This window comes from Gracilibacillus timonensis (genome assembly GCF_900086715.1).
Taxonomy (GTDB): Bacteria; Bacillota; Bacilli; order Bacillales; family Amphibacillaceae; genus Gracilibacillus; species Gracilibacillus timonensis.
On sequence record NZ_FLKH01000012.1, the window covers coordinates 1,437,765 to 1,460,601 of the forward strand.

Genomic DNA, 22,837 nt, shown 5'->3' on the forward strand with positions numbered 1-22,837 from the left:
TCTTGTTTCAATCTGTTTCCTCCTCAGAACACTTTTTCAATAGCTTTTCCAACTACGTTTGTTTGATACTTCGCTTCCAATATTTGTGATGACAAACAACCGATTTGACAAAGTTTTTACGACTTGATCATTATTTATATTGATAAATTGTGAAAGCTTTGATAAAATGTCATGTGACCTAATATATAGTAGGTGTATGAAGCAAGATGGAGGTGAAGACATTGGCTAATATCAAATCAGCTATTAAACGTGTACGTACTAATGAAGATCGTCGTCAACTAAATCAATCCGTAAAATCAGATATGCGTTCCTATGTTAAGAAAGTAGAAGCGTTAATTGATCAAAAGGATGTAGAGGGTGCAACAAGCGCACTTCAAACAGCTGTTCAAAAGATTGACAAAGCGGTACAAAAAGGACTTGTTCATCAAAACAAGGGTAACCGTCAAAAATCACGCTTAACAAAGAAAGTAAATCAACTTAGCGCATAAATAAAAACCACAGCAGTTTAAAAATAACTGCTGTGGTTTTTATTACAAATCTTGCGTATAACTCGACTTTACAAAATGGATACGACCTTTTCTTTATGATACACTCTGTGACCTTATGTTTACCAAACGATATAACAATAATTCAAATGCCAACGACTTCTCCATTCCACCCGTTTTTATCTCTGTATCCGTCTCTGCTAGCCAATCTATTGCGAGTTCCAATTCTTTCAAGGAATAGTTATTCTGCCTTTGCAACGATAATTTCGCAACATAAGGATGTATTTTCAACTGCTTTGCCATTTGTTGCTGAGTAAAACCTTGCTGTTTCAATAATTTCACTTGAAGTAACGTGCGATACTGAGAAGCTACCAGCGCCAATAACGCAATCGGATCTTCATTCATTTTTTGCAAATCTTTGCTGATATTAACCGCCTTCGCCAAATTGTTCTCCATAATGGCATCGACTAATTTTAGTGCAGAACTATTCTCTGGGCTTGAAAGCAGTGTCTCGGCGTCCTCTAATCGAATGTGATTTCCTTCCCCCACATATAACGCTAACTTAGCCATTTCCGAATGAATCAACATCAAGTTTGTCCCTATTTCGTTAATGAAATAATTGACTACTTCCTCCGAAATGTAAACTTTATTTTCCTTTGCAATAGAATGGATGACAGTTTGTACATTCCATTCTTTGAGGGCTTCACATGCGATAGTACTTGCCGATTTCTTTAATTGCTTTACCACCTTTTTTCGCTCATCTACTTTCTCATAAGGTGCAATCATTACTAAGATCGAATAAGGGGCAGGATTCTCCAAATATCGAAGTAATTCCTCTGGCTGATGGACTATTTCGGTATTTTGAGGTTTTGCCTTTAAAAAATCGGCATTGTTGGCAATAATAATTTTTCTTTCACCAAGAAAAGGGAATGTTTCTGCATCCGTAATCACTTCCTGGATGGTGGTTTCTTCTAAATCGTATAACGATAAATTCGTATCCTGTTCTTCCGGTTGCATGCCATATTGAATCATTGCTTGCTTTACGGCCTCCAACATGTAGGTTTCTGTTCCATATAAATAATATACCAGATCGAACGTTCCTTGTTTCATCTTTTGGATGTGCTGTAAATAATCCATATATCCTCATCCCCAACTATGTAGACATCATTTTAAAATAACATACTTATGATAAGAAAATGTTGAAAAAAAATCAATTATGTTTTATTGTATAATAAGAAATACATATTGAAAAGAAACTTAGGCAACTGAATTATTTCTTAACTGCAAATGATTGTATTCCTTTTGTTTCTTATGCATAGCATAAGGGAGAGGGAAGTAAATAGCTTACATCCCTCTGCAATCTATATGAACGCAACTTCATTAGTCCTAGGCCTCTAATCAAGCTGCGATATTTTCTTCTTATATAGATTGACCAGTATCGACTAAATATATAGGTGTAAACTCTTGCTAAGTAAGGGAATACTAAATATTGATGAAAATCAAGAAGCACATTGATATGGAAGGAGGCATTGGCAATGAATGAATTCGAAAAAGATGTACAATCAAAGCGTCACGATCTATTTGATGCTGGATTAGGTTTTGTGTTCTCCTTTTTATTCTTTATGATTATTTTCTTTATTGGTGTCATTTTTGACGCAGTCGGTTCTTAAAACATGCGCAAGAACAGGTGCAACACGCAAATGTTAGTTTCCATTACATTTGTGTGTTTTTTTGTTAGAAAAGGATAACATTAGCCCCTGCGAATAACGTTTTATCGAAGAAGAGCTACGTCTAGCCCCAAGCGCTTTTATTTTTTGCATAAAATGTGACGCGATACTATCTTATTCTATGGTAGAAAGGGAAAAATGGTTACACTTTCTTTTGTATATTGATATGTTATCGCTCCAGAAGTATCGGTTCGATAAATATCCATGGACTGCTGCTTAAGATTTGTTAATACGTCTGGATGTGGATGTCCATATTGATTATCAAGACCAGCAGATATAATGCCTATATCGGCTCCCGTTTCACGTAAAAAACTTGCTGCACTGGACGTGTTACTGCCGTGGTGAGCTACCTTTAATACATCCAGATGCAATGATGGAAATTGTTCCAATATCTGCGCTTCCGATTTTTTGCCAATATCACCCGTAAACAGCCATGTATGCTGCCCTAAGCTTGTCTTTAGTACCACTGAATTTTCATTCTTATCGCTATTTTCCTCCCATGGATACAGCACTTCCAATAATTGTCCCTGAACGTCAACCTGGTCCCCTGCTTTTATTTGATGATCTGTCGTTTTCGGACTGATTTCTCGGTATTGCTCCAATAATTTCTGATCGAAAAAAGGGCTGCTAAACAAATGATCCACCTGATAATCATTCAAAATAAAGGGAACACTGCCAATATGATCATGATCTGCATGTGATAAAATGATCGCGTCGATCTGTTGAATCCCCCTCGCTTGAAAAAAAGGTTGGATGATTTGTTCAAAGGTTTCTGCAGAAGGTGTTTGAAAATCACGGCTCATCGTCCCTGCCGCATCGATCATTAAGACCCCTTTACGATAAGGTAATTCTATAACGATCGCATCTCCTTGCCCGATATCTAAAACCGTTACATAGCCGTGGGGATCCAGATATGGCTTTATGCTTACCGCAACCAATAAAAACACAATTAATACCGCTGAACGAAACGCCTTTTTCATCTCGTTTCCTTCCCAAGCAACCAAGCATACGTATAATAATACATAATAAATCCCCACCAAAATAAGAGGGAATTCTCCTGTTAGCCAAAGAAAACTTATCCTTTCATCGAGTATGGTCATTGCGTGTATGATAAAGGAATGTACCTTCCAAAACACCATATCAATAATCGTTAGCAAAAATGGAAAAGGCAAACCAAGCAATAGAATAAACAATAGTGGTAAAACAAATATGGAAAAATAAGGGATAACCAAAAGATTAATCAGTACGGAGGATGGTTGAAATTGATAAAAATGATATAATTGAATCGGCAAAATAATCATCAAACTTAAAAATGAAATCTGCAGCATATTCCATATGTTATGCGAAGTATGTGATAATACCTGCCGTGATAAGATAATCGCAAAAGTGACCGTAAAGCTAAATTGGAAGGCTAAAGAATAAATCAAGTGAGGATTATACAATAACAACAGGATACAAACAAGACTAAGCGTATCAGATAACGTTAAACGAATGGGGAGCTTATTTGTCACCAAAATGACATTCATCATTAAACAGGCACGCCAGACGGAAGGGGTCCCACCAGCCATAATCGGATAAATTAACAGAATAGCTATCAATACGAGTTGGGACTTTTCCACCGTCATGCGACAGACATATACCAATATAAAATAAAGAAGCCCAACTATCAGACCTACATGTAAACCGGAAATAGCAATGATATGGGTCAAGTTCCAATCTTGAAAAACATCGACCACTTCCTCTTCTAGTGACGATCGATCCCCAAATAACAAAGCAGCAAACCAGGCATAAGTAAACGAATGCAGCTCCCGCTCCGCATGCTGTAATATCCTATCACGCAAATCATATATTTTTTGTATCGGACCTTGTCCCATACATGAACTATTCTCCAATGATTCAATAATGAACTGTTGATGAATATCTTGACTGGCTAAATAGAATTGATAATCAAACTGACCGGGATTTCTGGCTGTTGGAATTGTTTGATACTTCCCAGCAAAGGAACAGTTTGCCCCTGTCTTTAGAGTATTTGTAAGTGCTGGTAGGTCACTCTCTGATAGGAAATAAGTCAGTTGCACTTTTTCTTCCTGATTTGTATAAAGAGTAAAGCGTAGAAAAGTGTCCCTTTTTTCTACGTAAGAGGTAATCTGACCGGAGACAGTAGTGGTTACACTTGTATCAAGTGGAGGTTCGCTTTGGACAGCAGGAATCTGACCATACATCCATAGACCAAACAAGCATAAACCAACCAAATAAAAAGTAGGTAAACGATGGCCTAATAATAAATACATCATAAGTGCTAATAATAACACTAAAAACAGATACAAGGATATCCCTTGGCAAAAAAGGCATAAGAGATATATGACCATTATCCAGTGCAATCTTTGAAACAATTGGTTATATACCTCCTTTCCCTTTTTCTTCTCCTATTCAGGTTTCAATGAAATATAAGTATGGTCTAATTCCACTTTTTCCGTATATACACCAACCTCTTTAAAAAGCTCGATGGCATAGGGGTGATTTTTATAGTCTTCTGCATAATACACCGTTTTAATACCGGCCTGAATGATTGCTTTACAACAATTCAGACACGGGAAATGGGTAACATATATCTCTGCTCCTTCTGTGGAAGCTCCAAATTTTGCACATTGCAGTAATGCATTCATTTCAGCATGGATGGTACGGACACAGTGCCCATCAATGACATAGCAGCCCTCATCTATACAATGCACACTCCCTGAGACACTCCCATTATATCCCCCTGCAATAATCCGTTTATCTCGAACAATGGTAGCACCAACCATCAACCGTTGACAAGTACTTCGTAATGCCAACAGATGGCTTTGTGCCATGAAATATTGATGCCATGAAATTCGTTCCATTTCTTCATCTCTCCCTTAAAGTAACACACTCTAATAAAATTCTATCGATATTGACCTTAACCGTCAATACATCCCTCCTGTCATCACAAAAATGCTTTCTCACTCTACCTCCTTAATCATGGAACTTGAACAAACGCTTTTATCTTTTCTAACGTTTTTTCACCAATTCCAGATACATTCGTTAAATCCTCAACCTTCTGGAATGAACCGTTTGTCTCCCGATATTCCAGGATCGCCTGTGCCTTGACTTCCCCGATTCCGGGTATGGTTTGAAGTTCTTCTAATGAAGCCATATTGAGTTTGACTTGTGGTCCTGTCTCCTGTGTTGGTGGAGTAGAAGATGATATAGCAACTTCTTCCTCTTCTGACTGATTCGGTACATAAATGACCATTTCATCGTATACTTTTTCTGCTAAATTGATTGATAACTGATTGGCCTCTGAGGTAAATCCATCAGCAAGCAGAATCACATCCTGAACTCGATCTTCAGGCTTCGCAATATATACACCAGGTTTATTCACTTCCCCTTTAATATCTATTTTTAGTTCCAATTCTTTGACTGGCTCATCCTCTTTTTCTTCTTCTGTTACTTCCTTTTCCGTTGTTGTCACTTCTGCTGATGGGTCCACACTTACCTGATTGGACTGTTCTGCAGCACTAGGGTTTATAATAAGCCATAAGATAATGACTACCGCAATAAGTATGATATACCAATTTTTCAACAACCAAGACATGATCATCATTCCTTTATCATAGAATAGAAAAGTATGTCATAGGATAGTCTTAGCAACTATCCAGGAGGCGAGTAATGATGAAATGGGGCATAATAGGGACTGGTAATATGGGGGAGATTCTAATACGAGCTTTCCTTGAATCTGCCACCATCAAGGAAACAGATTGTTATATTACCAATCGAACGATCGAAAAGGCGTATCAAATCCAAAAACAATACCCAAACTTACAGGTCGAGACTAATTTACAGGAATTACTTGAAAAAGTAGACACCGTTTATCTATGTGTCAAACCCTTGGAAATGATAGATGTATTGAAGGAAGCGAAGCCCATTCTAACGGAGAAACAGCTGTTGGTTTCCATTACAAGTGCTTTATCTGTTGATGAATTAGAGGAATTAGTCGATTGCCAAGTAGCAAGAATGATTCCAAGCATTACAAATTATGCATTAGCAGGGGTCACGTTAGTTACCTTTGGTACACGTTTGGAGGCCTTTAAAAAAGATCAACTTCTGCAAATCTGGAACAACTTTTCAGAGGCATTAGAAATAGATGAGTCTATCGTACGGATAGCTTCTGACATCGTTTCTTGCGGCCCTGCTTTTTTCTCATATTTAGCAGAACATTTCATTACCTCCGCCCATGATCAAACCAACATATCAAAAGAACAAGCGACTGTCTTAATGGAAAAAATGTTAGCTGGATACGGAAAATTACTTTCTGAGAAACATTTCAGCCTTACAGAATTAGTAGATAAAGTGTGTGTGAAAGGTGGGGTAACGGGTGCGGGTATCGCTGCTATTGATGAGCACTGGGAAGACTTATTTGGCCATGTCATTCAAGCCACTCATGACAAATTTTACGAAGATAAGGCTTTACTTCATAAAAAACAATAACCATTTAAGGTCTTCTTTATAATCATTCGACAATAGATGATCTATCTCCTGCCTGTATGATAAATTTTTTCTGATGTATGAATATATTCCGCTGAAAAGTCGACACCCCTGCGTTTTTTCGTCACTCTAATTAAATAATTCATTTGAAAACTGGTCCGCGTAACCGAGCCAGTTTTTAAGCGTAGCAAAATGATGCTTCACATAAACTAACTATTTAAATAACAAAAAGAGTATCCACCACTCATGAATATGACGACTATTTTTTTGATAAGCAAAGAATGTATATAACCCTTGACATAATAGGACTTGAAATAATTTTGACCTATAACGAAACGCGATACCGATACGTTGGATGATGTAAAGTAGAGCGCTTTACGGGGGTTGCCTGGTTTTTCTTAATTCCTTCTTTTTTGGTCGTTAGTGGCTCTAAACCACCCCAACGAAAAAGGCTTTGTATCTTATTCGATACAAAACCTTTTTTTCATTCATTAACCCCAGATTTCTTCTGCTAGGGCAACAATATATTTTAGTTTATTCCACTGATCTTCTTCTGTTAGTTTGTTGCCATGATGTGTGGAAGAAAAGCCACACTGTGGACTTAGGCAAAGCTGATCTAATGGAACATACTGTGAAGCTTCTTCTACTCTCTGTTTAATGGTCTCTTTATCTTCCAACTGACCATGTTTTGAAGTGATTAAACCTAATACAACTCTTGGTCCGCCTGCTGGGATATGATCTAAAGGTTTGAAACCGCCAGAACGATCATCATCATACTCTAGGAAAAAGCCATCTACCTTTTCTTTGGCGAATAAAGTTGGTGCAATTAAGTCATAGCTTCCTTCAAATGCCCAGTTAGAACGATAATTACCACGACATAAATGAGTGGTCACCACCAAATCTTCCGGTTTATCCTCTAACACGGCATTGATCACTTTTAATGCCAAATCGATTAAATATTCACGTGAGAATTCACCATCATTGAATGGGATATCAGGCGAAGACAAACCAGCAATATACACATCATCAAACTGCAGATAGCGAACCCCTGCATCATAAAATGCCTTAACTGCATCACGATACGTCTGGATCACATCTTGAGCATAGACCTCTATATCAGGATAAACACTTTCATCTCTGATGCTTCGGTTAAATAACTGGTTCGGGCTTGGTATCGTTTGTTTAGCAACTGCTCTGCCATCAACGATTGCGTTAAATTCTTTAAAATCTTGTAAGAAAGGGTGATCTGGATTAAATGATACCTTACCTATATTACGGACATCATAGCGTTCTGTTTCTTCGTCTTCATTGAAAATAAACCCTGTATTCGGGACATATCCTTCGATTCCATGAAGGTGTTCTAAGAAATCAGTATGCCAGAAACGACGGCGGAATTCTCCGTCAGATACCAGCTCTAAACCAACTTCAATCTGCTTATCTACAATATAGCTGATTTCCTGATTCTCAACTTCACGTAATTGCTGATCCGTAATCTGACCAGCTTGATATTCTTTCCTTGCTTGTAATAATTTCTCTGTTCTTAATAAGCTTCCGACATGATCGGCTCGAAATGGTGCTGTTTTTGCTTGCACTACCATGTTATCCTCTCCTTTTATGTTATGGTATAGTTACTTATCCAGTAAAAAAAAGCCTCTTCTGATAAGAAGAAGCCCTTTACTACTATAAGGGAACAATCTTCTTATCTGTTGGAAGTAGCACCGTGTCTAATGATTAGACTGGTTGCTGAGACATCATCAGGCCAAATCCCTCCGTCTCTCTGGATAAGAATTACTATGTAATAAAATTGTATGAAAACAATCATACTACAAATATCAAAAGAATTCAACACTATTTTTAAACATTTCTATAAAAAAGGAGGTAAGCAAATTGATCCTTTCCATCCCAGACGAATACAGAAAGCTTAAACAAAAGTTAAACAACTCTAATCAGCATGCATTCCCAAAAATTTCTCACGAAGATCAGCATATCATCCGATTAGTCGTCAGGAAAACCAAATCAGCCAATCTTAATAATTTGACTCGGACAAAGGCTTATCTAGACTTTTATTTGGACTATCCTGAAATCAATTGGTCCATGCTTGCGCATATGGTTTCTAGAAATGCAGGTTGGAATATGACCGATCTAAGAGGCAGCAATTATCGACAACTATTGTCTGAGCAGCAGCAACATTATTTTTTCAACTTATTAGAAAAAAACAATTGGTTAATCTTTCAAGATGCTTACCCCCAATTACTACTGTATGCAGAAGGCTTGCGTCATCAAAAAGATCTTAGCTATTTACTACCTTATTTTGGAATATCCATTTTCATGCAAGTCATGTGGGAGTATTTCCATGTACATAAGGACCTTTTCTTACTCAATACCGCATTGATTATCAATGAACAACACTATATCGAAAAGCGGGTGATGCAAAATAAACATTGGCGCCCTTCTCTATCTGAAAAGATCAAAAGCAGTTTACCTGAGCTGTTGCAGTGGAATTACATCTTATTTCCCTTCCATAAGGAGCAGCAAGTGACTCTCGTTGGTCTGCCTGTTCGCCATTTCGCTTCATTAAAAAAACGTATTATCCTCGGCAAAAAGCTTTATCAATTACTATGTTATTCTACTTATACGGATGGAATTTTAGAGTGGGCGATGCAACAGAAACATAGTGGCTCAAGGAGTGACTACTGGCCAGATAAATTTTCTGTTGATAAACCCATGCATCCATATTCCACGATCTACAGCCCTTGTTTAAACGAGATATGGCCAAACATTCAGCATACACCTGCGCTTTGGCATGACTGGTATCACGATTGGCATGTCCTTCATTTCTTTAAGAAAACAAGGAGAAGTGTCAATGGTAAAATTCAGAAGGATTATGTAGAGGCATTACAGCAATTGGAATTTGCCAATATGCTGCTTCATACCTTAGATCCAACCTAGATCCTTCTTTCTGTATCATGGTAACGAAAGCTTAAGTCTTATCTCGATTCCAACGCCGCGCTATTTTTTGTATGGGATCCCAGACACCATTATAAGGCGGTGCGTATGCTAAGTCTAAGTCTTGAAGCTGATCGATCGTCATTTGATTATATAGAGCCGTTGCTAAAACATCGATGCGTTTATCTACCCCTTTCTTTCCAATGATTTGTCCTCCAAGGACATGATTGGTATAAGGGTGATAAAGTAACTTGATGTGTAAGTCTTCACCGCCAGGATAATAGCCTGCTTGATTATTTGCCGTTTTCGTTTCTGCTTGATAAGGAATGTTCAATCGTTTGGCTTCCTTTTCCGTAATCCCTGTACGACCGAGTGTTAGATCGAAAAATTGGATAATAGATGTGCCGGTGATTCCTTTGAACGTCAGGTATCTCCCCGCCATATTGGCCCCTGCAATTCGACCTTGTTTATTCGCTGTTGTTCCCAATGGTATATAATCATTGAGCTGTTTGACGATATGATAATGCGTGGCACAATCGCCAGCCGCATAAACATCAGGCAAAGATGTTTGCATCGCTGGGCTTACTATAATCGCGCCTTCATCCGTCATATGGAGGCCGGAGCCTTTGAGAAAATCGGTATTTGGATGGATACCAGCGCTGATCAATACTAGATCGGTATCAACAGCACCATTCGTTGTTATGACACGCTTTACCCGCTTATCTCCTTCAAAATGGGTAACTTCTTCCCCTAGTTTTACATCAACACCATGTTTGCTGGCTTCTTCGTGAATCTGTCGCGCCATATCTAAATCAAATATTTTAGCTAATTGATCCCCTCTTTGAATAAGGGTAACCGACAAACCTAAAGAACGAAAGCTTTCTGTCGCTTCTAATCCTATATAACCACCACCGATAATGGTAACGTGTTCGACGTTTTCCATCATATCGGTCACAATTGCCTTGGTATCAGGAATTGTCTTTAACACATGAATCCCTTCCAGGTTTATCCTCGGCCAGTTTGGCTGTATAGGATCTGCACCTGTAGCTATCAATAAACGATCATAAGTAAAGCTAACAACTTCTTTCGTTTGGATTCTTTTGGCATAGACTTTTCTCTCTTGAGCATCCAGTTCGGTAACCTCTATATTAATTTCTGCCTGAATACCATGATCCTCTCGAAACGATTGAACGGACCGTGCAATAACGTCGTCTGCTGAAGGAACAAGACCATTAATAACATAAGGAAGACCACATTGACCATAAGAATAGACAGCACCACGCTCAAGGACGGTTATCTCGGCCTGTTCATCCGTCCTCATAATCTCCATAGCCGCACTCATGCCCGCCGCTACTCCTCCAATGATGACATATTTCATCTGACACTCCTCCTCAACTATTGAATATCTAACGAACTCCACCAGTCTGTGCATTCATAGGGTGACAGAAAACACCAAAATACATGTAATCTTTTCATTGCTATCCTGCTAAGAAATCTTGTAAGATAGGGGCGATAGCTGCGGTATCCTGATAACCTTGTTTATATAAATCCATCAATTTTCGTTTGTTACGATCCATCCTAGCTACCTTTAATTTTTCACGGGGCGAAATGATTAATATATTTCCTTTTTCCTCTTCTTCATACAAATACTCCATTGTCTCGTTATATTCAATATGCCGATGTTTAAGGGCTTCTAATAAACCGGGATACTCTTGATATTTTCTGCTTATGTACCAATGAAAGGATTGTGGTTTCTTTACATAGCCACGATTTCGGGTTAAAACCACAACGTTCTTCGTATTCCCAGCACGTATTGACTGCTTAATAGGTATAGGGTTGCTAATACCACCATCCATTAAGGCCCGGCCTTGATAATGCACAATTGGCGCTGCCAACGGAAGTGAGCTGGAAGCGCGAATTAATGTCAATACATCCTTCGCATGGTGCTTCTTATCATAATAGACCGCTTCCCCTGTCATACAGTCTGTTGCTGTCACCACAAAAGATTCTTTCGCTTGTTGAAAAGTAGCAAAATCAAAAGGAACTAATTGATTTGGTAGCTGATCAAAAATAAAGTCCATTCCAAACAACTGCCGCTTTTTCAATAAATTTCGCATGGATAAGTAGTCTGGGTGACGTACATAATCAATGGACACTTTTTTATTTCTGTCCATTTGTCTTGATATATAGGAAGAACCATGACATGCCCCTGATGAGGCGCCGATCACATAGGGCAGATATATTTGATGCTTCATTAAATATTGCAACACACCTGCCGTATATACCCCCCTACTGCCTCCGCCTTCTAAAACAAGTCCAATATTACTACACATAAAAAACCCTCTTCCACTTTTCTGTTAATTAGATGCTGTTTACTTACTATTTTACTACTTAGCAATAGGAAATGAAAAGGAAGAGGATTGAGTAGTGCCTGACTCATATTCTTTTTTGTTTAATATCTAATTTCCCGTCTTTTTTACCAATAATGATCGTATCTGCCACATTGGAAAAGAGCCCATTTTCTACTACACCTGGAATAGAGTTAATCTTTGCTGATAAAATGGATGGTTCGGCAATTTGTTTAAATGCACAATCTACAATGTAATTGCCATTATCCGTAATGTAAGGAATATCATTCTCCGCCATTCGCAGTGCCGCTTGACATCCCAGCTGTTCAATCTGCTTAATGGTAACCTTCCATGCATAAGAAACAATTTCAACAGGCAATGGAAAAGCACCTAATTGTTCTACATATTTGTCTTCGCCAATAACAACAACAAAATGAGAAGAACTGGTAGCAATCATTTTCTCACGAAGCAGGGCACCTTTGGCACCTTTAATAAGATCAAACTGTGTACAGACCTCGTCTGCGCCATCAATCATGAGATCAATTGTTTCTATATCTTCCACATCCATTAACGGGATTTGAAACTCTCTGGCTCGTTCTTCTGTAGTTTTCGAAGTGGCTACCCCTTGGACTGACAGGCCATCCGCTACTCGCTTAGCTAATTCACGCAGGACGACATTCACGGTAGTGCCTGTGCCGAGGCCCACGATCATTCCATCTTGGATAAATTCCACTGCCTTTTCTCCTGCTAATCGTTTCTCTAACATGCTGTTCACCTCTTTTTAACTTTCTTATTCACCGAAAAAAAATAAGAGTGTATATTCTTTTTCCCTTGTTGCTTACCTTGTAAACATTTTTATGCTGGGAATTATTTGCATGTGAAGATTCATTCCTGATTAGTTATCCATTATATTTTAATCAAGAGAGCAAATCAATGAGAAGTTATTTAATTCAACTTATATAGACGTAAAGTATTCCCTAGTGGAAGTCAGCCAGCATAGACGAGTAAGAAGTTCGTGGGCTAAGCCTGTGACGTCCAGTCACAACTCCTGTGCAGCGAAGCACGTGCGGAAGATTCACTTTAACATGTGAAATGGTGATTTATCAAAAACGGGTTTCCTTATGTGCAAAAGAAACCCGTATCCATCATTAATTCCACTCTTTCAGTCGTGCTACCATTTTTTTGATATGCTTGACCAGCTTTCCTTCTGTTTCTTGTTGCTTTTGCCATTCATTATAACTAGCAATAGCAATGAATAATAGGCCAACGATCAACAAGTAACCCCACCAAGGCATATTCCCCCAGTAAGGTCTGGTCTGATAGATTACATTAAACAATAAGGTTCCCAGACCCACGAAAAAGTAAGACTTGATCTGATATTTCATCCCTGCTAAGAACGAAATGACAGAAAGTGTACCAATAATAAAGGCATCCCAAATCGTACTGCTTTGTATCGCATCATATACAAGGTAAACCGTAATAAAGACAAGTATGATCGTCTGTACATGCGAGACAATCTGCTGATACTGACGCCATGTTTTTATAGAGAGCAACAAACTGAGTACGAGTATGGGAAATACCCTCAGTTCCGCATGCCATAATGGATCAATCCATCGCAAGTACTCATTCAAAATAAGGTAATAAGCAGGTAACAACGATAAAGCAGCTAAGCTAAAAAAGACTTTTGGCGCCATTTTCCCTTCTAGCCGTTTGATTTGCAAATACAACCAACTGGAAAGCAACAAATACGGTATAATTTCTAGCCAAACATTAGTAAAGTCCATCGATAACGCCAAGGCGAAACCTGTATAAAGTAAGGCACCCACTGCATACCAATCGACGGTAAGCTGTCGATCGGATGCTGCTGCATATAATTGCATAAACAGATACCTGCCTGCCACTATTAACAGCAAAAACATCAACAAGCTGACTAGCAATAAATGACCTGATTCTATGATAACCTGCTGTTCACTCCACATCCATAGCGAGGTAAGAAGGGGCAGCAAAAGCAAAGCGTACCACTTTCGTACATGGATAAAAAACAATGTCAAAATGATAAAACCAATCAAAAATCCGAGACGCATAATAGAATCAATCGGCAAAAATGTAATAGCCAACAGCAATTGCAAATTGGCCATAGGAATCCAGTACCATTCCATCCGGCGCTTCCAGATTATTGGGACAAAGAACCAAATGATACTAATGAACACCAGCGTACCCAACCAGATATAACCAGCAGGGATATATGCCGTCCAGTCATAGTAACTAGCATGCTCATTGATCATCCAAGAGCCAATCAGCATAGCGGCATATAATTGCAGTTTGATTTGCCACTCTTTTATCTTGGTTAATGTGCTATAAAGATAGATCATAACCGGTATAACCAAAATCACGGGATGCAGTTGATTGGAAAAGAGGCTGCCGATCAGTACATGCCCCAGCACAATCAGCTGAAAAAGATGGGCCAACCAAAAGAAATACGGTTGTAACGCCTTTTCGTACGATCCAGCCACTCGATCAATCACCAGTAATAACACAGGTGCAAAAACGATAAACCACACAAAGCTGCGGTAAGATTCCCATGGGAACAAACTATAAATGGATAAATAACAGGCCAAGGTTAATAAGGCAACCAGCCCCCATAATATCGTTTGTTTAGAACGGCGAACGAGCCATACCGCTAAACCAATACCAATGAAAATAAAGCTGGTCCGTAAACCATCCATATGATTTACATCATTTACTGCCAGCAGTAGCAAAGCGAGATAATAGCTGACTTGACCTACATAAAATGCCGTATGCGCCCATCTGTCCTTTTCCTGCTTATCCCATAACTTGCAAACAGCAAGCAGCAATAAGGACGATGCACCCATGTGATATGGCATATCTACATACAGCTGATATCCTGAAACATGGTCGGTCATCATGGGATAAAAAAACAAGAACGCCAATAACAAGCTAACAGCATGGGCCCATTCCGCTATTTGACGTTCGATTGCCTTCTTAGAGGAAGAAACAAATAAAGCAACCCCGCCAAATAAGGCTAACAATACAGCTAATGTCGTATAGTTTGTCATCATATATTCAAGCAAGATTGTTAGTAACATCACCATTAGAGATAAATAATAGGTACTTGTTTGTATCGCTTGTAAAAAAGAATAGCGTTGATTCCCGCCAACGAAAAAAAATAAACAAACGGCATACACGAAGATAAACAACGACTGAGCAACCGCAAAATAAGGCTCGATGGCAACATTCCAAAGCTGTAGACCGAACGTAAATAAAAAGATCGGAGCCAACCAACGAAAAATCTGGCGTTCTGAAATATGAGCCAAATAGCTATAAGTGGCGGCAATCACCAAATAGGCCGCTAATAATATCCATGAGTCCGAATTCCCGCGGACGATTATTCCTTGAAAGCTGATATAAATAAAGGCAAAGATCGTAATAACACCGCTTGTATAATAGAAAATCTTTTGACTGATGTGATCCTTGCGCATCATATAGGCAAAAAGCAGATAGCCAATACCTAGCGAAGCATAGATCAGCAAATCGGCGGCATAAAGCCAAGAGTGCTCGGTGAATTGATATACACTATAAGCAAACAAAGCAATAAACACAAATTGATAAGCCCTGGTTTGGTAAACGAATACCATAGCCATGTACAGGAAGGCTGTTAATAAGACGTTGAAACTGTAAAAAATAGCTTGATCAAATACGATCAACATCAATAACGTCGAAATGATTAGATTTAGTTGGGCAAATGCAGGCAGTTCTTTTAAAAACAGTACCATTTTCATTTGTTTCTGACGATGAAAACGATGGTAAACCAGTAACAGGGCAGCATTATACAGCATAATAAATAAATAAAAAAGATCTATGGGTAGCCTTAGTGCCGCAAAGGAAAAACCTATCACAAAGGATAAAAAGATAAAGGTAATCCAGATAAACAATTTTGATTTGGTGACCAGGGCATTCCTTACATACAACGGTAAAGGGATTAAGGTACAAAGCAGCCCCAGGAGATATCTTCCCTCTCCTGTTAAAGTTAAGTAGTCACCGAATAAACCAAAATAACCTATAGCAAGAATTGTAATTGGTAATAATAGGCTTCCTAATGTTAAAAAGGCAAACGCTGTCTTTTTGATATGTAGAAAACGACTGCACAATCCGCTTAGTGCCAAGAAGAATAATGATACACCAAGCAATGTCATCACCTTTAGCAGCGCACCCATCTGTTCCCAAGTACTCGTTGCCACTACTAATCCGCTTATTAATAAGAACATCACGCCAAGGATAAGCAGCCAGGTAATATTCCGTTCTCTTAACTGTTCCTTTGTTTTTTTCGGTTTAGCTGGTTTGCTAGGTTTTACAGGCTGATGGTTCGCCATGTCAGAAGTTGACGATACCGCGTTCATTTCTGTTTCGCCAGGAGACTCTTGTTCTTTTTCCTCCATATGTACCTTACGCTGTCGTAAATCAGACTGTTCTTTTAATTGCAAACAATACTGGCGATAGCCTTGCTTAAAACGTGTGTATTCTTGTTCGGTAAGATACCCATGCTCCCATAATGCTTTGATTTCTTGTTGCACTATTTTCTCTTTAGCTGCTCTTGATAGGTTATCCAATGTCTTCACCTCACTTCTAATTAATTGTCGTAAAGAAACAGCCTTACTTTGTTATGGTTATTCTATCATTTTCCATTACCATTTGCATTACCTGCCATCCACTATCTTTTCGTGCAATGCGACCTCTCTATACATCGTGTGCCTTTTCATGATTCTTCACCAAAAAAACGAACCATCAAAACAGACTGTATGGTTCGCTCTGTCATATTCCATGATTTATTTTTTATAACAGACAAAAAAGATACGATGACCATCTTCTGGCTGTTCAGCCGGTTGTGTTTCAAAGTCTCCATATACCTGAACATGATGCCAGCCTGTCTGCTTTAACATCTCAAGATAAGCCTGGACTGGGAATGTCCGCTGCTGATGTTGTTCATCAAAACGTTCATATTTAGCCGTTTGTTCCTCTTGCAAAAAGAAGGTGAGATCATGTATCAGGCTGTTTGGCTCTGAACCTTGATCACATAACCACACATACGTAATATCATCATAGATTTCCGCAAAGGTTTGTCCTGCCATATTTTCTTGAAAATGGCTCACACTGTGGACATCGAAGATAAAGATACCATCTTCTTTTAAACTATGGTACACATTGGTAAACATCTGGAGAATATCGTGTTCTGTCACCAAATAATTGACCACATCACAAAGACTGACAGCTATATCAAAGTCAGTTAACCCTTCAAGAGCACGCAAATCCTGATGGATATATTCTACCCCTTCTGTATTTGCTTGTGCATAGGCCAGCATATCCTCCGAGTAATCTACCCCTGTTACTAGATACCCTGCTGCCGTAAACTGACTGCTCAGTTTACCAGTCCCGCAGCCTAAATCAAGCAATCTGCCTGTTGTAGGAGCAAAGTGTTGAACAAACTCCTGCCATGCTTGATACGGGGCATCCTCCATTAATATATCATAGATATAGGCCAATTTTGTATAGACCATCTTACCGCTTCACTTCGAGCTTTGGGGCATCTCCCCATAATTTCTCTAGATTATAATAATTTCGTTCATCTCGATGAAAAATATGACAAACCACGTCACCAAGGTCTACTAACACCCAACGAGCTTGATCAAAACCTTCCATTCGTTTGACGAGAATCTCCTGTTCTTCAGCAGCATCTTTTACTGCGCGTGCAATAGCTTGTACCTGACGCTCATTACTCCCTTCACAGATTAGGAAATAATCGGAGATTAAGGATACCTCCTGCATATCCATCACAACGATATCCTCTGCTCGTTTATCATCACATGCCTTGGCAATCAAATCAGCTAATTCTTTACTATGCATTCATGTTCCTCCCTAGTTTTTCGTTATACAATTGAAACGTATCTGGATAAACTGGCTGGTTTTTACTCATCAAAAATCGAATCGTGTTTCGAGCCGCCATCCAGCACGCCTTATCGATATCTTCATACACCACTTGTCGTACTTCCTCAACTCCTGGAAAAGAGCGACCAGGCTCAATATAGTCAGCAATGTATATTACTTTATCCATCAGATTCATATGACGTTTACCGGTGGTATGCCAATAAATAGCACTTTGAATCTCTGGATCATCCACACCAAGTTCCCGCTCAATCATTTTTGATCCAACAGGTCCATGCCATAGTTCTTCGTTGTATTCCAATAAATCATGTGGCAGTTTCTCCATAATAATCCACCGCTTCATTTCTTCCGGATCACGATATTTCGCATAATCATGCAAAATAGCTGCTAATTCCACTTTAGTTACATCCAAGCGATAATGCCTTGCTAACTGGACAGCCGTTTCCGTTACTCTTACCGTATGCTCATACCGTTTGGTTGTTAATTGCTGCTTCACCGTTTCGAATGCTTTGTCTTTTTGCATGTCTCTCACCTAATTTCTCTTACATTGTTCTATCCATGATTTTATCATGAAGAGGCTCTCCTCTATTTTATGAATATAATTGTCTTTTATTAATATACGCAATCACTTCTGGCGGCGTTAAATAACGAATCGATCGATTTTCCTTCACCCGTTTACGAATCATTGTTGAGGAAATATCGATTAACGGCATCTGCACTTCTTTCACTGGGTAAGGTGTCTCCAGCGTGTGACCAGGCCGATTGACACCTACAAAGGTGACTAGTTGCAATAACAAATCAATATCACTCCACTTAGGCAGATATTCTACCATATCCCCACCGATAATAAAATAGAAGGCATTATCAGGGAACATTTCCGTTAATGCACGAACCGTGTTCAAGGTATACGAGACTGTCTCTTGCTCTACTTCGATTGGATCTACTAAAAAAGCTGGATGACCTTTAATTGCTTCACTGGTCATCTCCAGTCGATCCAATGCCGTTGTTTTAGCCTCGGCCTTATGTGGCGGCTGAAAGGATGGTATAAACCATACTTCATCCAATTCTAACTGTTGATATGCCTGTTCTGCCATTAATAAGTGTCCGTAATGCGGCGGATCAAACGTCCCGCCAAATAGTCCAATTCGTCTCAAACCTGACACCTACTTTATGGTAATGTAATTTGTTTATGTTCCGTTGATTCTTTGTACAGTACAATGGTATTACCAATGATTTGTACCACTTGCGCGTCCGCTCCCTCGGCAAGCGCTTCTGCCACATCTTCTTTATCTTCCATGCAGTTTTGCAGTATAGATACCTTTATTAATTCACGTTTCTCTAGTGCCTCACCAATTTGTTTGATCATGTTTGGGTTCACACCATCTTTGCCTACTTGAAAAATAGCCTGTATACGGTGGGACTTAGCACGTAAAAAACGCTTTTGTTTTCCTGTTAATTGCAAATTATTCACCTCTTAGTTTCTTTTCTAACTGGTCGACCAAATGCGATACTTCCAGATATTTCCCTGTCCATTTCTCAAATGCAAGCTGTCCTTGATATAGCAGCATAGCATGCCCATGATGAATTTTCGCCCCCCTGCTTTTGGCGTCTGCTAACAACTGTGTCATGATGGGCTGGTAGACAATATCACTCACTACTGCATTTACTCTCAGATTATCTAATGCAATAATTTGTCTCTCCACTTCTGGTTTCATCCCTACTGAGGTAGTCTGAATGATCAGGTCATAATCGTTTAACTGTGCCTCTGCTTCTTGAAAATGAATGACACTGGTAGACACATCACCTATTCTTAGGTCAAGTAATGCCTCTGCCCTTTCCGGCGAACGATTGGCAATATCCATTCTGGCTACTTGTTTTTGCATCAACGCTCGATAAATCCCACGCGCTGCGCCGCCAGCACCTAATACTAATACCGATGTATTGGAATGAAGGAGACCGGGAAAGGCCTCCTCTAACGAACGGACATACCCTTCCCCATCTGTGCTGTAACCTTTCCATTTACCATTGCTATGAACCACCGTGTTAACAGCACCTAATAAAGCGGCATCCGTGTCCATTTCATCTAAATAATCGATAATGACTTGTTTATAAGGAACCGTAATATTAAAACCATCTATCTCTTCAATCCTAAGCTTTTCAATGACTTGTGGCAAGGCATGTTGATCCCCTTCATATAATTTATATTCCCCATCTATCTGCGCTAAATCTAAAAAATGCTGATGAATCCATGGTGATAAGGAATGTCCAATCGGATTTCCTATCAATCCTAATTTATAACCCATTTATTCTCTCCTCTCCCAACACCGTTAAATCAAGGCTGGACGCAATGTGATTTGATTACCCTTGGGAACATGAACGGTGACGGTTATTCCACCTTCTGTTACCGTTAGCCAGCCAAGTCCCGGGATCACAATGTCTGTTTTTTCTCTAGGAATTTTAATGGTCTGTGCCACTAACGGCGGCAGTTGTTCTAATGTTGCTGGACTAGGCGGCTGCAACAATTCCCCAATATGCTTTTCATAAAAGGTATCTGCTTGCTCTAGTTTCGTCCGATGAATCATTAACTGATTTGAAAAATAACAAACGAATGACTGCTTCATTCCCTTTTCGATATCAAATCGGGCAAAACCGCCAAAAAATAGCGTTTGTTTGTCCTGTAATTGATAAATTCTTGGCTTAATCTCTTTTTTCGGATGGATGAGCTTTAAATCTTTATCCGTTACATAATGAACTAATTGGGAGCGATTGACCACTCCGGGAGTGTCATATAAATAACTAGTATCATCCAACGGTATTTGAATAAACCCTAACGTAGTCCCTGGAAAATAAGAAGTCGTAATCGCGTCTTTTACACCACTGGAACGATGAATTAACTGATTGATAAACGTGGATTTCCCTACATTCGTACAGCCAACAACATAGACATCTTTATGCTTACGATGCTTGTCCAGCTCTTGTTCCACTTTTTCAAAACCAATACCTTTGGTGGCTGACACCAAAAAAACATCTTGTACCTTTAAACCATAGTCACTGGCTGTCTTTTTCATCCAATGAATCAGTTTATTATGGTTCGTTGATTTCGGTAAAAGATCCAGTTTATTTCCTATTAAAACTATCGGGTTATTGCCTACTAATCGTTTCAACCCCGAGATAAAACTACCATCAAAATCAAATATGTCAACAATTTTCACTACCAAACTGTTTGTATCACTAATCTGTTGAATCATACGTAAATAATCGTCATCAGTATATTCTACATCCTGTACTTCATTGTAATGAGTCAGGCGGAAACAACGTTGGCAGATAACCTGTTGATTGGCTAATGCTGCCTTTGGGACATAGCCTGCCTTTGTTTTGTCTTCCGTTTGAATGACAGCCCCACATCCTTCACAATAGATCGTTTCCTCTACTCTTCCTCCCATGAAATCATGCCCTTCCTTCTCATCCATGCTAGCACCCTTCTTTCCATCATTCTATTGATCCGGGTAATCTTGCCATCTGTCTCTACGATTGGCACTACTAAAACCGTATAAAAACCGGCACGATTCCCGCCCAGTATGTCGGTTAGCAGTTGATCACCCACTACAACTATCTCTTCTTTTTTTAGTTCCATCTGCGTTGCTGCACGTTTAAATGCTCTAGTCAGCGGCTTTCTGGCACTGTAAACAAAAGGGGCCTCTAAGGGCTCGGAAAAGATACTAACCCGTTCTTGATCGTTGTTGGAGATAATTGTTACTTTTATATCGTTCTCTTTCATTTGTTGAAACCATTCGATGATCTCAGGAGTTGCGTCCTTTACATTCCATGCCACGAGTGTATTATCTAAGTCCGTGATCACACCTTTGATGCCTTTTTCTCGTAAACGATCAGGTGTGATATCTAACACGCGCGGAACATGCTCATTTGGTAAAAAGTTTTTAAGCAAATTTGTCCACCTCAACTATCCAATTACATACCTTTGTCTATCATAAACAATTTTCTGCATTTATTCAAAGGAAACTGAAGAATTTTTATAAAAATCAAGCTGGCGTATTTACGTTTTTTGTTGATAGAGTAGTCGCATTCCGTTGCTTTATTCAACGACTAGCCTTTTACTTCACATAACTCGCCTTATCGATGTTTTGTTAACATTCGCAAGGGATTTTATTTTCCATAAATTTGCCGATAACACCAAGCCAAACTAGGATGTTCCTCATGAAGAACAAAGATAGAACCAAGAATCGTGCGACAATTTACTACAAAACACGACATGTGGATAACTTTATTCACACTATCCACACTGACAACGATTGACTTCTCCCTTTATTCCACAAACGTTATACACAAGTTATGAACAACCCCATGTAGATAACTGTTCTGTTGTTGTTTTTTACGTTTCATGCTACATTTACTAATGACATGGGAAGGACAACCTATTTATGGGAGGGAAAACAATGGACAAATTATCAGATGAACTACTCATTGAATCCTATAAAAAAGCAAATGAACTATGCTTAAGCCATGAATTTATCCAGTTAATAGAAGAAGAAATGAACAAGCGCTCCTTGATGGATTATATCCAATTCGCCAAACAGATATAGATAATACGACACTTAGTCACCAAGACTGAGTGTTTTTTGTTTAAGTAAAAAAAAAACTAGCGGGTTGTGCCCGGGTTTTTTTCATGAGAAAGGAAAGCCTAGTCCTTAAACAATGTACCGATATGGAGTGGCTATACGGTAAAAAAACAAGTTACCATACTATCCGCTTAGTCTTAACCAACTATTATAAAGCCTCTCCACAATCATCACGAGAAGACAATAGAATAATTTTCCTCAACCATTTATCACCCTCTCACTATTAAAAA

General features: G+C 39.0%; 21 protein-coding genes, 1 pseudogene and 1 riboswitch. Of the genes and pseudogenes, 5 read left to right on the forward strand and 17 right to left on the reverse strand.

What is annotated here, in order from left to right; genetic code table 11:
- The first annotated feature begins 221 nt into the window (after positions 1 to 221).
- Positions 222 to 488 (forward strand): 30S ribosomal protein S20, encoded by a 267-nt coding sequence (gene rpsT, locus BN6556_RS17980; protein ID WP_148436811.1) that lies wholly within the window; start codon positions 222 to 224, stop codon positions 486 to 488.
- Positions 489 to 581: 93 nt separating this feature from the next.
- Here the strand turns inward: rpsT and holA are convergent, their stop codons facing one another.
- Entirely contained in the window at positions 582 to 1,622 is a 1,041-nt protein-coding gene (gene holA, locus BN6556_RS17985; RefSeq protein WP_066194195.1) for a DNA polymerase III subunit delta, read from the reverse strand.
- Between the two features lie 398 nt (positions 1,623 to 2,020).
- On the opposite strand from holA, the gene BN6556_RS21770 reads away from it, so the two are divergent.
- Positions 2,021 to 2,155: a YqzM family protein gene (locus BN6556_RS21770; protein WP_078060147.1), complete on the forward strand. Its 135-nt coding sequence runs from the start codon at positions 2,021 to 2,023 to the stop codon at positions 2,153 to 2,155.
- Positions 2,156 to 2,331: 176 nt separating this feature from the next.
- Here BN6556_RS21770 and BN6556_RS17990 read toward each other — a convergent pair whose 3' ends face one another.
- From BN6556_RS17990 to BN6556_RS18000, 3 genes and pseudogenes are all read right to left on the reverse strand, one after another.
- Positions 2,332 to 4,539 carry a DNA internalization-related competence protein ComEC/Rec2 gene (locus BN6556_RS17990; RefSeq protein ID WP_161485723.1) on the reverse strand — a complete coding sequence of 736 codons (2,208 nt, stop codon included), beginning with the start codon at positions 4,537 to 4,539 and terminating at the stop codon, positions 2,332 to 2,334.
- Positions 4,540 to 4,647: 108 nt separating this feature from the next.
- A pseudogene (locus tag BN6556_RS17995) lies at positions 4,648 to 5,094 on the reverse strand (ComE operon protein 2); the annotation flags it as partial.
- A gap of 116 nt (positions 5,095 to 5,210) precedes the next feature.
- Positions 5,211 to 5,828, reverse strand: a complete 618-nt coding sequence (locus BN6556_RS18000) for a helix-hairpin-helix domain-containing protein (protein ID WP_161485724.1) — start codon at positions 5,826 to 5,828, stop codon at positions 5,211 to 5,213.
- A 74-nt stretch (positions 5,829 to 5,902) separates the two neighbouring features.
- Here BN6556_RS18000 and comER point away from each other — a divergent pair, with 74 nt between their 5' ends.
- Positions 5,903 to 6,721: a late competence protein ComER gene (gene comER / locus BN6556_RS18005; RefSeq protein WP_316245336.1), complete on the forward strand. Its 819-nt coding sequence runs from the start codon at positions 5,903 to 5,905 to the stop codon at positions 6,719 to 6,721.
- A gap of 488 nt (positions 6,722 to 7,209) precedes the next feature.
- Here the strand turns inward: comER and BN6556_RS18010 are convergent, their stop codons facing one another.
- Positions 7,210 to 8,316, reverse strand: a complete 1,107-nt coding sequence (locus BN6556_RS18010; RefSeq protein ID WP_066194205.1) for a 5-methyltetrahydropteroyltriglutamate--homocysteine S-methyltransferase — start codon at positions 8,314 to 8,316, stop codon at positions 7,210 to 7,212.
- Positions 8,317 to 8,414: 98 nt separating this feature from the next.
- Positions 8,415 to 8,506: riboswitch (SAM riboswitch) on the reverse strand.
- 99 nt (positions 8,507 to 8,605) lie between these two features.
- Here BN6556_RS18010 and BN6556_RS18015 point away from each other — a divergent pair.
- Entirely contained in the window at positions 8,606 to 9,667 is a 1,062-nt protein-coding gene (locus BN6556_RS18015; RefSeq protein ID WP_235817548.1) for a DUF2515 family protein, read from the forward strand.
- A gap of 31 nt (positions 9,668 to 9,698) precedes the next feature.
- Here the strand turns inward: BN6556_RS18015 and BN6556_RS18020 are convergent, their stop codons facing one another.
- From BN6556_RS18020 to BN6556_RS18075, 12 genes are all read right to left on the reverse strand, one after another.
- Positions 9,699 to 11,042: a CoA-disulfide reductase gene (locus BN6556_RS18020; RefSeq protein WP_066194211.1), complete on the reverse strand. Its 1,344-nt coding sequence runs from the start codon at positions 11,040 to 11,042 to the stop codon at positions 9,699 to 9,701.
- Between the two features lie 100 nt (positions 11,043 to 11,142).
- Positions 11,143 to 11,997, reverse strand: a complete 855-nt coding sequence (locus BN6556_RS18025) for a patatin-like phospholipase family protein (protein WP_066194214.1) — start codon at positions 11,995 to 11,997, stop codon at positions 11,143 to 11,145.
- 103 nt (positions 11,998 to 12,100) lie between these two features.
- A complete protein-coding gene (gene rpiA / locus BN6556_RS18030; protein ID WP_066194216.1) occupies positions 12,101 to 12,778 on the reverse strand; it encodes a ribose-5-phosphate isomerase RpiA in 678 nt (225 codons plus the stop codon).
- A gap of 382 nt (positions 12,779 to 13,160) precedes the next feature.
- The gene (locus tag BN6556_RS18035) at positions 13,161 to 16,640 is read right to left on the reverse strand and encodes a hypothetical protein (RefSeq protein WP_078060150.1); all 3,480 of its coding nucleotides are present in this window, start codon (positions 16,638 to 16,640) and stop codon (positions 13,161 to 13,163) included.
- A 216-nt stretch (positions 16,641 to 16,856) separates the two neighbouring features.
- Positions 16,857 to 17,585, reverse strand: a complete 729-nt coding sequence (locus BN6556_RS18040; protein ID WP_066194222.1) for a class I SAM-dependent DNA methyltransferase — start codon at positions 17,583 to 17,585, stop codon at positions 16,857 to 16,859.
- Position 17,586: 1 nt separating this feature from the next.
- Positions 17,587 to 17,931 (reverse strand): ribosome silencing factor, encoded by a 345-nt coding sequence (gene rsfS / locus BN6556_RS18045; RefSeq protein WP_066194226.1) that lies wholly within the window; start codon positions 17,929 to 17,931, stop codon positions 17,587 to 17,589.
- Complete coding sequence (yqeK, locus tag BN6556_RS18050) at positions 17,924 to 18,493, reverse strand: bis(5'-nucleosyl)-tetraphosphatase (symmetrical) YqeK (RefSeq protein WP_066194229.1); 570 nt, start codon at positions 18,491 to 18,493, stop codon at positions 17,924 to 17,926. The genes rsfS and yqeK overlap by 8 nt, the downstream gene beginning before the upstream one ends.
- Positions 18,494 to 18,560: 67 nt before the next feature.
- Positions 18,561 to 19,124, reverse strand: coding sequence for a nicotinate-nucleotide adenylyltransferase (locus BN6556_RS18055; protein WP_066194232.1), 564 nt, complete (start codon positions 19,122 to 19,124; stop codon positions 18,561 to 18,563).
- 14 nt (positions 19,125 to 19,138) lie between these two features.
- The gene (gene yhbY, locus BN6556_RS18060; RefSeq protein WP_066194235.1) at positions 19,139 to 19,432 is read right to left on the reverse strand and encodes a ribosome assembly RNA-binding protein YhbY; all 294 of its coding nucleotides are present in this window, start codon (positions 19,430 to 19,432) and stop codon (positions 19,139 to 19,141) included.
- A gap of 1 nt (position 19,433) precedes the next feature.
- Entirely contained in the window at positions 19,434 to 20,273 is an 840-nt protein-coding gene (gene aroE, locus BN6556_RS18065) for a shikimate dehydrogenase (protein ID WP_066194238.1), read from the reverse strand.
- Between the two features lie 24 nt (positions 20,274 to 20,297).
- On the reverse strand, positions 20,298 to 21,440 hold the full coding sequence (gene yqeH, locus BN6556_RS18070; protein ID WP_235817549.1) for a ribosome biogenesis GTPase YqeH: 1,143 nt from the start codon (positions 21,438 to 21,440) through the stop codon (positions 20,298 to 20,300).
- Positions 21,398 to 21,916 (reverse strand): YqeG family HAD IIIA-type phosphatase, encoded by a 519-nt coding sequence (locus BN6556_RS18075; RefSeq protein WP_066194242.1) that lies wholly within the window; start codon positions 21,914 to 21,916, stop codon positions 21,398 to 21,400. The genes yqeH and BN6556_RS18075 overlap by 43 nt, the downstream gene beginning before the upstream one ends.
- Before the next feature lie 508 nt (positions 21,917 to 22,424).
- On the opposite strand from BN6556_RS18075, the gene sda reads away from it, so the two are divergent.
- The gene (gene sda / locus BN6556_RS18080) at positions 22,425 to 22,571 is read left to right on the forward strand and encodes a sporulation histidine kinase inhibitor Sda (protein WP_066194245.1); all 147 of its coding nucleotides are present in this window, start codon (positions 22,425 to 22,427) and stop codon (positions 22,569 to 22,571) included.
- Positions 22,572 to 22,837 lie beyond the last annotated feature (266 nt).